Annotated in this window: 15 protein-coding genes; 4 read left to right on the top strand and 11 right to left on the bottom strand. The window is 73.5% G+C overall.

Going from position 1 to position 14,382, the window contains the following annotated elements:
• Nucleotides 1-62 precede the first annotated feature (62 nt).
• A complete protein-coding gene (locus ACZ3IL_RS00415; RefSeq protein WP_467385364.1) occupies nt 63-710 on the top strand; it encodes a dihydrofolate reductase family protein in 648 nt (215 codons plus the stop codon).
• 42 nt (nt 711-752) lie between these two features.
• Here ACZ3IL_RS00415 and ACZ3IL_RS00410 read toward each other — a convergent pair whose 3' ends face one another.
• From ACZ3IL_RS00410 to ACZ3IL_RS00395, 4 genes are all read right to left on the bottom strand, one after another.
• Nucleotides 753-1,904 (bottom strand): hypothetical protein, encoded by a 1,152-nt coding sequence (locus ACZ3IL_RS00410; RefSeq protein ID WP_467385363.1) that lies wholly within the window; start codon nt 1,902-1,904, stop codon nt 753-755.
• On the bottom strand, nt 1,886-2,614 hold the full coding sequence (locus ACZ3IL_RS00405; protein ID WP_467385362.1) for an ABC transporter ATP-binding protein: 729 nt from the start codon (nt 2,612-2,614) through the stop codon (nt 1,886-1,888). Before ACZ3IL_RS00405 ends, ACZ3IL_RS00410 begins: the two co-directional genes overlap by 19 nt.
• A 231-nt stretch (nt 2,615-2,845) precedes the next feature.
• A complete protein-coding gene (locus ACZ3IL_RS00400; protein WP_467385361.1) occupies nt 2,846-4,225 on the bottom strand; it encodes an aspartate aminotransferase family protein in 1,380 nt (459 codons plus the stop codon).
• Nucleotides 4,210-4,701: an Lrp/AsnC family transcriptional regulator gene (locus ACZ3IL_RS00395; RefSeq protein ID WP_388689290.1), complete on the bottom strand. Its 492-nt coding sequence runs from the start codon at nt 4,699-4,701 to the stop codon at nt 4,210-4,212. The genes ACZ3IL_RS00400 and ACZ3IL_RS00395 overlap by 16 nt, the downstream gene beginning before the upstream one ends.
• A 206-nt stretch (nt 4,702-4,907) precedes the next feature.
• Between ACZ3IL_RS00395 and ACZ3IL_RS00390 the strand changes: the two genes are divergently transcribed.
• Nucleotides 4,908-6,344: a gamma-aminobutyraldehyde dehydrogenase gene (locus ACZ3IL_RS00390; protein WP_467385360.1), complete on the top strand. Its 1,437-nt coding sequence runs from the start codon at nt 4,908-4,910 to the stop codon at nt 6,342-6,344.
• Nucleotides 6,345-6,502: 158 nt separating this feature from the next.
• Nucleotides 6,503-7,048 carry a hypothetical protein gene (locus ACZ3IL_RS00385; protein WP_467385359.1) on the top strand — a complete coding sequence of 182 codons (546 nt, stop codon included), beginning with the start codon at nt 6,503-6,505 and terminating at the stop codon, nt 7,046-7,048.
• A gap of 31 nt (nt 7,049-7,079) precedes the next feature.
• On the opposite strand, the gene ACZ3IL_RS00380 is transcribed toward ACZ3IL_RS00385, so the two are convergent.
• From ACZ3IL_RS00380 to ACZ3IL_RS00355, 6 genes are all read right to left on the bottom strand, one after another.
• The gene (locus tag ACZ3IL_RS00380; protein ID WP_467385358.1) at nt 7,080-8,240 is read right to left on the bottom strand and encodes a serine hydrolase domain-containing protein; all 1,161 of its coding nucleotides are present in this window, start codon (nt 8,238-8,240) and stop codon (nt 7,080-7,082) included.
• A 96-nt stretch (nt 8,241-8,336) separates the two neighbouring features.
• Nucleotides 8,337-9,041: a response regulator transcription factor gene (locus tag ACZ3IL_RS00375; protein WP_467385357.1), complete on the bottom strand. Its 705-nt coding sequence runs from the start codon at nt 9,039-9,041 to the stop codon at nt 8,337-8,339.
• Nucleotides 9,038-10,168, bottom strand: a complete 1,131-nt coding sequence (locus ACZ3IL_RS00370) for a sensor histidine kinase (protein ID WP_467385356.1) — start codon at nt 10,166-10,168, stop codon at nt 9,038-9,040. Before ACZ3IL_RS00370 ends, ACZ3IL_RS00375 begins: the two co-directional genes overlap by 4 nt.
• 17 nt (nt 10,169-10,185) lie before the next feature.
• Nucleotides 10,186-10,965, bottom strand: coding sequence for an SAM-dependent methyltransferase (locus ACZ3IL_RS00365; RefSeq protein WP_467386732.1), 780 nt, complete (start codon nt 10,963-10,965; stop codon nt 10,186-10,188).
• A 20-nt stretch (nt 10,966-10,985) separates the two neighbouring features.
• Nucleotides 10,986-11,675 (bottom strand): glycerophosphodiester phosphodiesterase, encoded by a 690-nt coding sequence (locus tag ACZ3IL_RS00360; RefSeq protein ID WP_467385355.1) that lies wholly within the window; start codon nt 11,673-11,675, stop codon nt 10,986-10,988.
• Nucleotides 11,676-11,736: 61 nt separating this feature from the next.
• Nucleotides 11,737-12,768, bottom strand: a complete 1,032-nt coding sequence (locus ACZ3IL_RS00355) for an adenosine deaminase (protein ID WP_467385354.1) — start codon at nt 12,766-12,768, stop codon at nt 11,737-11,739.
• 75 nt (nt 12,769-12,843) lie between these two features.
• Here ACZ3IL_RS00355 and ACZ3IL_RS00350 point away from each other — a divergent pair, with 75 nt between their 5' ends.
• On the top strand, nt 12,844-13,536 hold the full coding sequence (locus tag ACZ3IL_RS00350) for a DUF4190 domain-containing protein (RefSeq protein ID WP_467385353.1): 693 nt from the start codon (nt 12,844-12,846) through the stop codon (nt 13,534-13,536).
• Between the two features lie 168 nt (nt 13,537-13,704).
• Here ACZ3IL_RS00350 and ACZ3IL_RS00345 read toward each other — a convergent pair whose 3' ends face one another.
• Nucleotides 13,705-14,253, bottom strand: a complete 549-nt coding sequence (locus ACZ3IL_RS00345; protein ID WP_467385352.1) for an NADAR family protein — start codon at nt 14,251-14,253, stop codon at nt 13,705-13,707.
• Nucleotides 14,254-14,382: the final 129 nt, after the last annotated feature.

Genomic DNA, 14,382 nt, shown 5'->3' with positions numbered 1-14,382 from the left:
CTGTGCGTACGGCCCCGTACGGTCACGTACGGCGCCCCCGCCACCCGCACGGGAGGAACCCCATGGCCCAGCTGCTCAGGGTCCAGAACTTCAACGTCTCGTCCGACGGATACGGCGCCGGGGAGGGACAGAGCCTCGAACGGCCCTTCGGGCATGCCGATCCGGAGGCGATGTTCGCCTGGGCCGGTGCCACGGCGAGCTGGCCCCGGCGCACCGATCCCGGCGGCAGCCGGGGCCTCGACGACTACCTGACGCGGGACTACGGGCGGAACATCGGCGCCGAGATCATGGGCCGCAACAAGTTCGGCCCCCAGCGCGGTCCCTGGCGGGACCACGAGTGGCGCGGCTGGTGGGGCGACGAGCCGCCGTTCCGCACGCCGGTGTTCGTCCTGACCCACCACCCGCGCCCCTCGTTCACGCTCGGCGACACCACGTTCCACTTCCTCGACGCCGACCCGGCCACCGCCCTCGCGACGGCGCGGGAGGCGGCGGACGGCAAGGACGTGCGGCTCGGCGGCGGGGCCGCCACCGTCCGCGAGTTCCTCGACGCCGGCCTCGTCGACACCCTGCACGTCGCGGTCTCGCCGGTGGAGCTCGGCGCCGGATCGCGGCTCTGGGAGTCGCCCGACGAACTCCTCGACCGCTACCACCGCGACGTCGTGCCCAGCCCGGGCGGCACGGTCACGCACCACCTGTTCTGGCGGAAGTGAGCCGGAGGCCCGCGCCCGGGCCCCGGGCGGGCCCCCGCCGGGTCACCCCTTCAGGGGCAGGACCGCCAGTTCCGCCACCACCCACGTGAGGGGGAGGAAGACGGCGAGCAGGGCGCCCGCGCGCAGGAGGGCCGTGGTGCGCAGGGCCGTGGGCGGGGCGCCGGCGCGCAGGAGGGCCTCGGTGACGGGGGCGCGGTGCTGCCGGGCCTCCAGGGCCGCCGTCAGGAGCGTGGCGCAGGTGCAGGCCAGGATCAGGGTGGCGCCCAGGCCCGTGAGCGGCCCGAAGGCTCCGGCGTCCTCGTCCGGCCCGTACAGCGTGGCCGCCGCGAGCAGTCCGGAGAGCACCGCGCAGACCACGCCGAGCGGCCGGCCGACGCGGTGGGACTCCTGCATGAGGACGCGTCCCGCGAGCAGCCGGACGGCGCCGGGCCGGGCCGCCTGGAGGAGGCGCCCGGAGCAGTGGACGAGGCCGGGGCCCGCCGTCGCGAGGCCGATCGCGGTGAGGACCCAGCCGGCCAGGACGCCCGCCGGGCTGCCGTCGAAGCGGCCCGGCAGCGGAAGGGGGTCACCGCCGCCGCTCCGGCCCGCGTACGTCTCGACGGCGAGGCCGATCGCGACCAGGGCGACGCCCCACGGCAGCCCGGACGGCACCGGCCGCTCCGCGCCCTCCGGCGGTGCGGGCGCGGGGCGGGGGCGCAGGGCCACGGCCACCGCCGTGCCGGCGGCGACCGGGGGGACCACGAGGAGGGTGAGGGCGGCGGCGAACGGGACCGGCCGGCCGGCGGCGAGCAGGCCGGCGGCGGCCCCGTCGAGGGGCAGGCCCGTCACGCCGCCGCGCAGGTGCAGGTAGAGCAGGAACGCGACGGCGGAGCCCAGCGCGCAGGCGAGGGCCGTCGAGGCGGCGGCGAGCGCGGCGAGCCGGGCCGGTCCGAGGCCGAGCGCCGAGAGGCCGGGGCGCGGCCGGGTGGCGGGATCGGTGCGGGCCACCGCGACGGCGAACTGGACGGTGGCCGCGAGCGGCAGGACGCACCACAGCAGCCGGACCGTCGAGGCCGGGGCCAGGTCCGGGTGGCCGACGGCGTACCCGAGGGTGCAGAGCAGGAGGAGTCCCACGCCGGCGGAGGCGGCGACGACGAGGAGCCGGCGGGCCAGGACGAGGGGGTGGGCCCCCCGGGCTAGACGGAGAGCGAGCACGCGGTGACGCCCTCCGCTCCTGTTTCCGGCGGTACGGTGCCGGTCCTGCGCCCGTCGAGGAGTGCGATCGCGCGGTCGGCGAGCGCGGCGGCCTCCTCGTCGTGGGTGGCGAGGAGCACGGTGAGGCCGTGCGAGCGGGCGGCGGCCGTCAGGGTGCGCAGCACCTGGGAGCCGTCGGCGCGGTGCAGGGAGGCGGTGGGCTCGTCGGCGAAGAGGACCGGGGGAGCGGTGGTGAGGGCGCGGGCGACGGCGATCCGCTGGCACTGGGACCGGGTGAGGGCGCCCGGGCGCCTGCGGGCGCAGTCCCCGGCGTCGAGCCGGTCCAGCCATTCCAGCGCGGCGGTCTTCGCGGCCCGGCGGGGGGTGCCGCGCAGCAGCAGGGGCAGGGCGGTGTTCTCCCAGCCGGTGAGTTCGGGGACGAGGCCGGGCTCCGGGCCGATCCAGCCGAAGCGCTCGCGGCGGAGCCGTTCGCGCCGGGCGGGGCTGAGGGTGTGCACGGGGCCGCCGTCGAACCAGACCTCGCCCCGCTGGGCGACGAGCTGCCCGGAGAGACAGCGCAGGAGGGTGGTCTTGCCGCTGCCGCGCGGACCGGTCACGGCGAGGACCTCGCCCTCGCGGACACCGAGGGAGACGCCGCTGAGCACCTCGGTGCCGTCCAGTTCGCAGTGCAGGGAACGCGCCCAGAGCACGTCGTTGTCCGGTGGGGCCATCGCGTACACCTCGATGTCGGATCCGGTCTGTGTCCCCCGTCCGGGGGAGGTTCCCCCGACGGAGGAACGAAGGACGGGCCTGTCGGTCACTCGGCACCGTAATTATGTAAGACCGGTCCGCACCGACAGCACACGGCCCGGGCCGCCTCCATCCACTCGGATGGAGGCGGCCCGGGCCGTGGTGTCACGCCGTGAGGGCGGCGTGAGGTCCCGCGGGGGGCGCCGGCTCGGTCAGAGCTTGGTCCACGCCTCGGTGAGCACCGAGCGCAGGATGCCCTCGATCTCGTCGAAGGTGCCCTGGTCGGCGATGAGCGGCGGGGCCAGCTGGATGACCGGGTCGCCGCGGTCGTCGGCACGGCAGTACAGGCCGTTGTCGAAGAGCGCCTTGGAGAGGAAGCCGTACAGGACGCGCTCGGTCTCCTCGTCCGTGAAGGACTCCTTGGTGACCTTGTCCTTGACGAGCTCGATGCCGTAGAAGAAGCCGTTGCCGCGCACGTCGCCGACGATCGGGAGGTCGTGCAGCTTCTTCAGGGTGTCGAAGAAGTTGCCCTCCTGGTCGAGGACGTGCTGGTTGAGGCCTTCCTTGTCGAAGATGTCGAGGTTGGCGATGGCCACCGCCGACGACACCGGGTGGCCACCGAAGGTGTAGCCGTGGAGGAAGGTGTTGTCGCCCTTGTAGAACGGCTCCGCGATGCGGTCGGAGACGATGCAGGCGCCGATCGGGGAGTAGCCCGAGGTCATGCCCTTGGCGCAGGTGATCATGTCCGGGACGTAGCCGAACTTGTCACAGGCGAACATCGTGCCGAGGCGGCCGAAGGCGCAGATCGTCTCGTCGGAGACGAGCAGCACGTCGTACTGGTCGCAGATCTCGCGGACCCGCTGGAAGTACCCGGGCGGCGGCGGGAAGCAGCCGCCGGCGTTCTGCACCGGCTCCAGGAAGACGGCGGCGACGGTGTCGGGGCCCTCGAAGAGGATCTGCTGCTCGATCTGGTCGGCGGCCCAGCGGCCGAAGGCCTCGGGGTCGTCGCCGTGGATCGGGGCGCGGTAGATGTTGGTGTTCGGCACCTTGTGCGCGCCGGGGACCAGCGGCTCGAAGGGGGCCTTCAGGGCCGGCAGGCCGGTGATGGACAGGGCGCCCTGCGGGGTGCCGTGGTAGGCGACCGCGCGCGAGATGACCTTGTACTTGGTGTGCTTGCCCTGCAGCTTGAAGTACTGCTTGGCGAGCTTCCAGGCGGTCTCGACGGCCTCTCCGCCACCGGTGGTGAAGAAGACCTTGTTCAGGTCGCCCGGGGCGTAGTCGGCGAGGCGCTCGGCCAGCTCGACGGCCTTGGGGTGCGCGTACGACCACACGGGGAAGAACGCGAGCTCCTGGGCCTGCTTGTACGCGACCTCGGCCAGCTCCTTGCGGCCGTGACCGGCGTTGACCACGAAGAGGCCCGCGAGACCGTCGAGGTAGCGCTTGCCCTTGTCGTCGAAGATGTAGGTGCCCTCACCACGCACGATGGTGGGAACGGGCGAGTTCTCGTACGACGACATGCGGGTGAAGTGCATCCACAGGTGGTCGTACGCGGTCTTGGAGAGGTCCTTGCTCACGGCTATCGGGTTCCCCACATATAGGTCTGCTTCTTGAGCTTGAGGTAGACGAAGCTCTCGGTGGAGCGCACGCCGGGGAGGGTGCGGATGCGCTTGTTGATCACATCCAGCAGGTGGTCGTCGTCCTCGCAGACGACCTCCACCATCAGGTCGAAGGAGCCCGCGGTCATCACCACGTACTCGCATTCGGCCATGGCCGTCAGCGCTTCCGCAACCGGATCAAGGTCACCCTCGACGTTGATGCCGACCATCGCCTGCCGACGGAAACCCACGGTGAGGGGGTCGGTGACGGCGACGATCTGCATGACGCCCTGGTCGAGCAGCTTCTGGACGCGCTGTCGCACGGCGGCCTCGGAGAGGCCGACGGCCTTTCCGATCGCCGCATAGGGACGGCGGCCGTCCTCCTGGAGCTGTTCGATGATCGCCAGGGAGACGGCGTCGATCGTCGGGGACGAACCGGTTCCGGTTCTGGAGTCTGCGCTTCGACTGGCCACACCTCACTGTGCACCGAGACTCGTCGGTCTCGCAACCCCGGAGCGATGTAATTCGTTGTGCAAGGGGTTCGATCTCACTGAATCCGAAGTTGTGGGGGGTCGGGCCTGTTGAAAGCGTCAGTCGAGCGATTAGGCTGGGGTGTCTCACCCATCGGGACGGCCGCACAGGGACGTGCGACGTCAGAACGTGACAGGAGGGGTGGCAAGTGACCACCGAGCTGCGCCGGCTGCGTAACTACATCAACGGGGAGTTCCGCGACGCGGCCGACGGCCGCACGATCGATGTGATCAACCCGGCCACCGGCGAGGTGTACGCCACCTCCCCGCTCTCCGGCCAGGCCGACGTCGACGCCGCCATGGAGGCCGCCGCGGCCGCCTTCCCCGCGTGGCGCGACAGCACCCCCGCCGAACGCCAGAGGGTGCTCCTGAAGATCGCGGACGCCTTCGAGGAGCGCGCCGGGGACCTGATCGCCGCCGAGGTCGAGAACACCGGCAAGCCGACCGCCCTCGTCGCGAGCGACGAGATCCCGCCGATGGTGGACCAGATCCGCTTCTTCGCGGGTGCCGCCCGGCTCCTGGAGGGCCGCTCGGCCGGCGAGTACATGGAGGGCCTGACCTCCATCGTCCGCCGCGAGCCGGTCGGCGTCTGCGCGCAGGTCGCGCCGTGGAACTACCCGATGATGATGGCCGTCTGGAAGTTCGCCCCGGCCCTCGCCGCGGGCAACACCGTCGTCCTCAAGCCCTCGGACACGACCCCCGCGTCGACCGTCCTGATGGCCGAGATCATCGGGCGGATCGTCCCCAAGGGCGTCTTCAACGTCGTCTGCGGCGACCGCGACACCGGCCGCGCGATGGTCGAGCACCCCACCCCCGCCATGGCCTCCATCACCGGCTCCGTGCGCGCCGGCATGCAGGTCGCCGAGTCGGCGGCCAAGGACGTCAAGCGCGTCCACCTGGAGCTGGGCGGCAAGGCCCCCGTCGTCGTCTTCGAGGACACCGACATCGAGAAGGCCGTCGAGGACATCGCCATGGCCGGCTTCTTCAACGCCGGCCAGGACTGCACGGCCGCCACCCGCGTCCTCGTCCACGAGTCGATCCACGACGAGTTCGTGGCCGCCCTCGCCAAGGCCGCGAGCGAGACGAAGACCGGGCAGCCGGACGACGAGGACGTCCTGTACGGCCCGCTGAACAACGCCAACCAGCTCCAGCAGGTCTCCGGCTTCGTCGACCGCCTCCCGGCCCACGCCAAGGTCGAGGCCGGCGGCCACCGCGTCGGCGACAAGGGCTACTTCTACGCCCCGACCGTCGTCTCCGGCCTCAAGCAGGACGACGAGATCGTCCAGAACGAGGTCTTCGGCCCGGTCATCACCGTCCAGTCCTTCACGGACGAGGCGCAGGCCCTGGAGTACGCCAACGGCGTCGAGTACGCCCTCGCCTCCTCCGTCTGGACCAGGGACCACGCCCGCGCGATGCGCATGTCCAAGGCCCTCGACTTCGGCTGCGTGTGGATCAACACCCACATCCCGCTGGTCGCCGAGATGCCCCACGGCGGCTTCAAGAAGTCCGGCTACGGCAAGGACCTCTCCGCGTACGGCTTCGAGGACTACACGCGCATCAAGCACGTCATGACCTCCCTGGGCTGATCCGCCCCGGACCCCACGCGGCCCCGGCCTCCCGTTCGACGGGACGCCGGGGCCGCGCCGTTTCGCCGGGAGCCCGCGAAGCGGTGGAGCCCGCCCGCGGGGCCGCACGCGCGGACCTCACTTTCTGAACGCGTTCAAGATGGGTGTACGGTGGCCCCATGAGCGACACGAACGGGCCGAGAGCCCTTCTCACGCGCATCCGCGTCTGGCTGGTCGTCTTCGTCGTCTGTCTGGTCCTGAGCGGACTCACCGCCTTCCCGCTCGTCACCGAACTCCGGCTCCTCGACTCCGCCCTGACCGGCTGGGCCGCACCCGTGGGCGACGCCCTCCCCGGACTCGCCGAATGGATCCACCGGGTCGGGGGAGGGCTGGAGGCCGCCGACCGCGACGCCCCCTACCTGCTCTACGGCAACGACTGGCTCGCCTTCGCCCACCTCGTCATCGCGGTCGCCTTCCACGGCCCGTACCGCGACCCCGTCCGCAACGTCTGGGTCGTCGAGTTCGGCATGATCGCCTGCGTCGGCATCGTCCCGCTCGCCCTGATCTGCGGTCCGGTCCGGGACATCCCCTTCTGGTGGTCGGTCGTCGACATGTCGTTCGGCGTCGTCGGCATCCTGCCGCTGCTCCACGTGCGCCGGATGATCAAGCGCCTGGAGGCCGCCACGGCGCGGGCGGCGGCCCCCGGGGCCGTGCCCGCCGTCTGACGGCGCGCACGGCCCCGGGCGGGTGCCGGGGTCAGTCCGGCAGGCCGTACGCCGCCACCATCAGGCGCAGGGCCGTCGGATTCGTGTCCTGGCCCTTGGCGTCCGTGGAGTTGACGCTGTAGACGAGCGTGCGGGCGCCGTCGCGGGTCGAGGCGATGGCCGTGTTGTAGCCCCAGCGGCCGCCCGTCTTGCCCCACACCTCACGGCCGCCGAGCCTCTTCACCGACAGGCCGGCGGAGTGCGCGGCCGGGGCGCCGGACGTGAGGTCGGGGACCTCCGGCAGCGTGAACATCTCCTCCAGGAGCGGACCGCGCACCACGCGCCCCGCGAACAGGGCGCGGGTGAAGCGCTCCAGGTCGGCCGTGGTCGAGACGAGGTCCCCGGCCGCCCAGGCGTCCGTCGTCCCCCACACCGAGACGTCCCGCAGGCCCGTCGTGCCGTCGTCGAGCCGCATCGTCTGGTAGCCGTGGTTGTACGGGCCGGTGATCCCGGCCGCCCCTCGCGGGAGGTACGTGTCGCGCAGTCCGAGCGGCCGCAGGATCCGCCGCTCCACCTGGTGCTCGTACGAGTCGCCCGTGACCCGCTCCACGAGCAGGCCCGCGATCGTGTACCCGATGTTCAGGTAGTGCTGCCTCGTGCCCGGCCGGAACTCGCGCGGCCGTGCCGTCGCCGAGCGGACCGTCTCCTCCGGGGCGCGGACGGCGAAGCGGTTCGCGTACCACTCCTCGACCGTCCCGCCCGGCACGACGGCGGCCGGGATGCCGTGGGTGTGGTTCAGGAGCTGACGCACGGTCACCTGCGCGTAGCGGCCCGGGATCAGGTCCGGGAGGTACGCGCGGGCCGGCCGGTCCAGATCGATCCGGCCCTCCGCGGCCAGCTGGAGGACGGTCGCCGCCGTGAACACCTTCGTCACCGAACCGGCCCGGAAGCGGGCGGCCGGGTCCGCCGGGGCGCCGGACTCCAGGTCGTGGACGCCCGAACTCCCCTGCCAGGAACCCTCCGTGCCTCCGACCCGGACGAGCGCGGCCGTCGCGTCGGCGCGGGGGAGGTCCGCGATGGCGGCGCTCAGGTCCGGGCCCGGCGTCCGTGCCGCCGACCGGGACGTGGCGGCGAGGGCGGGGGTGAGCGCCGGCCCGGCGGCGACGCCCAGGACCAGGGCGGCGGCGAGCAGGGCGCGGGTGGACTTCCGCATGGTCAACTCCGGTGGTGTGAGCCGTTGTTCCCGACGGCTCCATCCTGCTGACCGGGGGCGGCCGGCGGATCGCCCGCACCGGCGGTCTCCGGCGGGTCAGTTCCTCCCCGGCGCGGGGGAGGGGCCGGTGCCCGCGCCTCCCCCGGGCGGGGGAGAGCCCGCCGCGACCAGCCCCGTCTCGTACGCGCAGATCACCGCCTGGACGCGGTCCCGCAGACCCAGCTTGGCCAGCACGTTGCCCACGTGCGTCTTCACCGTGTGGTCGCTGACCACCAGCTCCGCCGCGATCTCCGCGTTCGACAGGCCCCGGGCGAGCAGCAGCAGGGTCTCGCGCTCCCGCCCGGTGAGGGCGTCGAGCCGGGGATCGGCCCTGCGCGGCCCGCCCGCCGTGTACTGCTCCACCAGCCGCCGCGCCACCGACGGCGCGAGCAGCGAGTCGCCCGCCGCCACCACCCGCACCGCGTGCACCAGGTCGTCGCGCCGCACGTCCTTGAGGAGGAAGCCGCTCGCGCCCGCGTGCAGCGCCTCGTACACGTACGCGTCGGTGTCGAAGGTCGTCAGCATCACCGTCCGGCAGCCGGACTCCGCGCAGATCGTCCGGCACGCCTCGATGCCGTCCGTCCGGGGCATCCGGATGTCCAGGAGCGCCACGTCGGGGGAGTGGCGGCGGACCGCCCCGACGGCCTCCGCGCCGTCCCCGGCCTCCGCCACCACCTCGATGTCCGGCTGCGCGTCCAGGATCATCGCGAAGCCGCTGCGCACCAGTTCCTGGTCGTCCGCGACCACCACCCGGATCGTCATCCCTCCCCCTTCTCCACGGGCAGCAGGGCCCGCACCTCGAAGCCCCGGCCGCCCGGCCCCGGGCCGGCCTCCGCCGTTCCGCCGTGCGCGGCGGCCCGCTCCCGGACGCCCACCAGGCCGTGTCCGCCCGTGCCGCCCCGAGGGCCGCGCCCGTCATCGGTCACCGTGACCCGCAGGACGCCGCCGGCGTGGACGAGCCGGACGTCGACCGTGCGGGCCCGCGCGTGCTTCACCACGTTCGTCAGCGCCTCCTGCACGATCCGGTAGGCGGTCGCCCCGGTCGCCCCGGGCAGCGCCCGCACCCCGCCCTCCGTCGCGTACCCGACGGTCAGGCCACCCGCCCGCACCCGCTCCAGGAGACCGGGCAGTTCCGCCAGGCCCGGCTGCGGCTCGCGCGGGGCCGCCGCCTCGCCGCCCTCGCGCAGCAGCCCCAGCATCCGCCGCAGCTGGTCCATCGCCTCCCGGCCCGTCTCCGAGATCGCCTCGAACGCGGCCTCCGCGCGCTCCGGCGCGGTCCGCACCGCGACCGGGCCCGCCTCCGCCTGCACCACCATCAGGCTCACCGCGTGCGACAGGACGTCGTGCATCTCCCGGGCGATCCGGGCCCGTTCGCATGCGGCGGCCCGTTCGGCCTCCACCCGCTGCGCCCGCTGCCGGGCGTCCGTGAGCCGCCCGAAGACATAGGCGGCGGCGAACACGAAGAGCGAGAAGGTCAGTTCGCGCGCGGACCGGGTGTTGAGCCACACCGACACCGGCACCGCGACCGCCAGGAGCCCCAGCGTCAGGAACCGCTTTCCCGCGGGCGAGAGCGCGGCGACCGTGTAGACGGCGACCAGGCCGGTGTACGGCAGCGGCTGCCCCGGGCCCTCCACGGCGAGGCGGTACAGGCCGCTCGCCGCCAGGACCGCGAGCAGCACGCCCAGCGGCGCGCGCCTGCGCCGGACCAGCGGGAGCACGGTGAGCGTCATCAGCCCGTACGCCGGCCAGGTCGCCGGTTCGAGCCCGGGCGGGCGCGGCACCACGAACGGCATCGTCACCGCCGCCTGGACCAGGAGCGCGATCCCGGCGTCCACCGCCCGGGGGTTCGCCGCGTCCCAGGACCGCGCCCGCTCCCAGCCGTTCCGCACGTCCCCCCGTACGCCCACTACGGCTTGCGGCCCACCGCGCCGAACTGCGCGACCACGCCGCCCTCCCCGGAGCGCCAGCGGGCGCAGGAGACGATGCCCGGTTCCAGCAGGTCGAGGCCCTCGAAGAACGAGGCGAACTCCTCCCGGGTGCGGGCGGTGATCGGCGGGGTCGCGTTCTCGTTCCAGAAGGCCATCGCGGCCTCGTTCCCCTCGCCGCCCAGCTCCGGCTCCAGGGTGGGATGGGTGAGCACCAGGAAGCTGCCGGAGGGGACGGCGGCCATCAGGGTCCGCACGATCGACCGGGCCTCGTCGGTGTCCATGACGAAGTTGAGGATGCCGAGCATCATCACCGCGACCGGACGGGAGAGGTCCAGGGTGGCCGACGCGGCCTCCAGGATGCCCTCCGGGTCGTGCGCGTCGGCGTCGACGTACTCGGTGACGCCCTCCGGCGCGCTGGTCAGGAGCGCGCGGGCGTGGGTGAGGACGATCGGGTCGTTGTCGACGTAGACGATCCGGGCGTCGGGGGCGGCCCGCTGCGCCACCTCGTGGGTGTTGTCGGCGGTCGGCAGGCCGGTGCCGATGTCCAGGAACTGGCGGACGCCCTCCCCGGCCGCCAGGTGGGTCACCACCCGGCCGAGGAACGCCCGGTCCGCGCGCGCCACTTCGCCGATGCTCGGGTAGAAGCCGGTGACCTGCGCGCCGACGGCGCGGTCCACCGGGTAGTTGTCCTTGCCGCCCAGCCAGTAGTTCCACACCCGGGCGTTGTGGGCGATGTCGGTGCGGATGCGGTCGTTCACGCTGTGGTGTGCGCGGTCGTTCACGCGGGGGCCTTTCGCAGGACGGAGGCGAGGGCGTCGACGCGGTTCGTGGTGATCGCGTCCACCCCGTTCGTGATCAGCTTACGCATGGTGCGCCTCGTGTCCGCCGTCCAGGCGGAGACGAGCAGCCCGTCCCGGTGCACCCGTTCGCTCAGCTCCCGACTCACCAGGCCGAAGCGGTAGTTCAGCCAGCGCGGACGCACGGCGTCGAGGAGCACGGGGCGGGGCGGGGCGAGCGAGGTCCAGGTCAGGGCGATCTCGGCGGCCGGGTCGGCGGCCCGCACCTGGAGCATGGCGACGGTGCCCGCGCAGTAGTAGACCCGCTCCCCGGCGCCGCACTCGTGGACCGTGCCGACGATCCTGCGGACCGAGTGCTCGTTCCCGCCCGGCAGGTCCAGCATCAGCCGGTGGTCCCCGGCGGCGAGCAGCGCCTCCCGCAGGGTCGGCACCCCGCCCGCCGTCGCCTCCTCCACCTGCGCGTACGAGAGCGCGGAGAGCGCCCGGTCCACGCCCCAGAGGCGCTTGAGGGTGTCGTCGTGGAGGAGGACGGGCACCCCGTCCCGCGTCAGCCGGACGTCGACCTCGACCGCGTCCGCCCCCCGTTCGATCGCCGAGACGATCGAACGCAGCGTGTTCTCGCGGGCGCGGTACGGGTCGCCGCGGTGGCCTACGGCAGTGACGGATCGCATGGGGCCATTGTGGGTGCCGCCCGGCACCGGCGCCGACGGCGGGGCGGCCGTACGGGCGCCGTCAGCGCGCCGTCCACTCCTCGGTGTACGCGTCGATCTCGGCGAGGAGCCGGGCCTTGCCGGCCGCGTCGAGGAAGGAGGCCTCCACGGCGTTCCCGGCGAGGGCGGCGAGACCGCGCCCGTCGAGGTCCAGGAGCCGGGCGGCGACCGCGTACTCGTTGTTCAGGTCGGTGCCGAACATCGGCGGGTCGTCGCTGTTGACGGTGACGAGCACACCGGCGTCCGCCATCCGCCGGATCGGGTGCTCCTCCAGGGTCGCCACGGCCCGGGTGGCGATGTTGGAGGTCGGGCAGACCTCCAGGGCGACGCGGTGCTCGGCCAGGTACGCCAGGAGTTCCGGGTCCCGGACCGAGCTGGTGCCGTGGCCGACGCGCTCGGCGCCCAGGAAGCGGATCGCGTCCCACACGGTCTCCGGGCCGGTCGTCTCGCCCGCGTGCGGGACGGAACGCAGGCCGGCCGCCCGCGCCCGGTCGAAGTACGGCTGGAACTGGGGGCGCGGCACCCCGATCTCCGGGCCGCCGAGGCCGAAGGAGATCAGGCCCTCCGGGCGCAGCCCGTCGGTCGTGGCCAGCCGCGTGGTCTCCTCGGCGGCTTCGAGGCCGGCCTCGCCCGGGATGTCGAAGCACCAGCGCAGGACCGTGCCGAACTCGGCCTCGGCCGCCTTGCGGGCGTCCTCGATCGCCTCCATGAAGGCGCGTTCGTCGATGCCGCGCCGGGTGGAGGAGTAGGGGGTGACGGTCAGTTCGGCGTACCGGACGTTCTGTCGGGCCATGTCGCGGGCGACCTCGAAGGTCAGCAGCCGGACGTCCTCGGGCGTGCGGACCAGGTCGACCACCGACAGGTAGACGTCGATGAAGTGCGCGAAGTCGGTGAACGTGAAGTAGTCGGCCAGTGCCTCCGGGTCCGTGGGGACCTTGGAGTCCGGGTGCCGGGCCGCGAGTTCCGCGACGATCCGGGGCGAGGCGGAGCCCACGTGGTGGACGTGCAGCTCGGCCTTGGGGAGGCCCGCGATGAAGGGGTGCAGATCGGTCATCCGGTCATCGTAGGCCGGTGGGTTCCCCCGCAGGAGTGAGGCTTTAGCATGACGTGACCACGACGGGGGAGGCACATGTCCGACGACCGAGAACAGCCCAGGGACGGGTACGGCCCGGCGGACCCGTGGGCTCCGCCCCCTCGCGACGGGGTGGAGCTGAGCAAGCAGACGACCCCGCCGCCGCACGACCGGCCGACGGTCGCGTCCGTGCCCGGGGTGCCCGGCCCCGCCGGCGACGTACCCCCGCCGCCGATCGCGCCCGGCGGCGCGGCCCCCGGCGGCTACGGCTACCCGACGGCCCCTCCCGCCGGTTACGGCCACCCGGCGGCCCCCGGCGCCTACGGCCACCCGGCGCCCGCGCCGCCCGCCGCAGGGTACGGACACCCCGGCTACCCGGGCCATTCCGGCTATCCGGCGTACGGCGGGCCCGGCTGGCAGCAGCCGCGGGACAACGGCATGGGCACGGCGTCCCTGGTGCTCGGCATCCTGGCCGTCGTGCTCGCGGTCTGCTCCTACGGCCTCCTGGGCCTGGTCCTGGGCGGGATCGCGCTGCCCCTGGGCATCGTCGCCCGCAAGAAGAGCCTGCGGGGCGAGGCGGACAACCGGGGGCAGGCCGTGGCCGGCATCGTCCTCGGCTCCGTCGGCATCGTCCTCGGCATCGCGGGCATCGCCCTCATCGTCTTCCTGGCCACGCACGCGGACGAGTGGGACGACGGTTCGGACGACCCCTGGTCGACGGGCCAGGCCTCCGTCACCGCCCCTCGCTGAGCGGGCGGACGGCCGAGGGGTCCCGGACCGGTCCCGCGCGGGACCCCTCGGCCGTGTCCGGGCGCGCCCGGACGCCCTGACCCGGCTTCTCCCCGGCGGGGCCGCGCGCCGCCCGCCGCGCGGCCCCGGGCCGCGACCGGGCCCCGCCGACATCCCCTCCCGGCCGGGTCAGGCCCCCCGGAGCCGTTCCCGCGCCTCCATGAGGGCGAAGCCCAGGAGGTTGAGGCCGCGCCAGCGGGCCGGGTCGTGGGCGCCGGGGTCGGTCGCGGCGAGCCCGATGCCCCAGACGCGGTCCACCGGGCTGGCCTCCACCAGCACCCGGTCGCCGGTGCCCAGCAGATAGGCGCGCAGGCCCTCGTCCGAGGAGAACTTGTGGACGCTCCCGTCGGCCACGATCCCGAAGCGCTCCCGCTCCCACACCGCGTCGTCGAAGCCCCGCACCAGCCGGCCCGCCTTCTTGGCCTCCGCCGGGGTGTGGGCGGCCAGTGCGGCGCGCTCGGCGTCCGCGTCCCCGAAGAGACGCGCCTTGGCGGCCATCATCCAGTGCTCGGCGGTCGCGTACGCCACCCCGTCGACGGTGAAGGGGGAGGGCCACCACTGGCTGAGACAGCTCGCCGAGAGGCGCCCGTCCGGGTGCGGGCGGTGTCCCCAGAAGTGCAGCCACTTGACCCGGTCACCCCTGCTGACCTGCCGTGTCAGCTCCTCGATCGCGCTCATGCACGGGAGTCTGGCATCCGCCACGGACACTCCGTACGGAGATTTTTCGGTGACCTCGACACATGGTCGACCGAATCCGTCGCGTAATCAAAAGGCAACAACGGAATCCCTTGTTGGGTGTCATCGCCT

This window comes from Streptomyces sp. NPDC014907 (genome assembly GCF_055562975.1).
The sequence above is the reverse complement of the archived record's forward strand: the minus strand, read 5'-3'. Positions and strand labels throughout refer to the sequence as shown.

What these genes read in the sequence shown, in the direction of transcription:
- ACZ3IL_RS00415 (WP_467385364.1), top strand. Translation starts at nt 63, where the DNA reads ATGGCCCAGCTGCTCAGGGTCCAGAACTTCAACGTCTCGTCCGACGGA.
- ACZ3IL_RS00405 (WP_467385362.1), bottom strand. Translation starts at nt 2,614, where the DNA reads ATGGCCCCACCGGACAACGACGTGCTCTGGGCGCGTTCCCTGCACTGC.
- ACZ3IL_RS00385 (WP_467385359.1), top strand. Translation starts at nt 6,503, where the DNA reads ATGAGCGACACGAACGGGCCGAGAGCCCTTCTCACGCGCATCCGCGTC.
- ACZ3IL_RS00380 (WP_467385358.1), bottom strand. Translation starts at nt 8,240, where the DNA reads ATGCGGAAGTCCACCCGCGCCCTGCTCGCCGCCGCCCTGGTCCTGGGC.
- ACZ3IL_RS00375 (WP_467385357.1), bottom strand. Translation starts at nt 9,041, where the DNA reads ATGACGATCCGGGTGGTGGTCGCGGACGACCAGGAACTGGTGCGCAGC.
- ACZ3IL_RS00360 (WP_467385355.1), bottom strand. Translation starts at nt 11,675, where the DNA reads ATGCGATCCGTCACTGCCGTAGGCCACCGCGGCGACCCGTACCGCGCC.
- ACZ3IL_RS00355 (WP_467385354.1), bottom strand. Translation starts at nt 12,768, where the DNA reads ATGACCGATCTGCACCCCTTCATCGCGGGCCTCCCCAAGGCCGAGCTG.
- ACZ3IL_RS00350 (WP_467385353.1), top strand. Translation starts at nt 12,844, where the DNA reads ATGTCCGACGACCGAGAACAGCCCAGGGACGGGTACGGCCCGGCGGAC.
- ACZ3IL_RS00345 (WP_467385352.1), bottom strand. Translation starts at nt 14,253, where the DNA reads ATGAGCGCGATCGAGGAGCTGACACGGCAGGTCAGCAGGGGTGACCGG.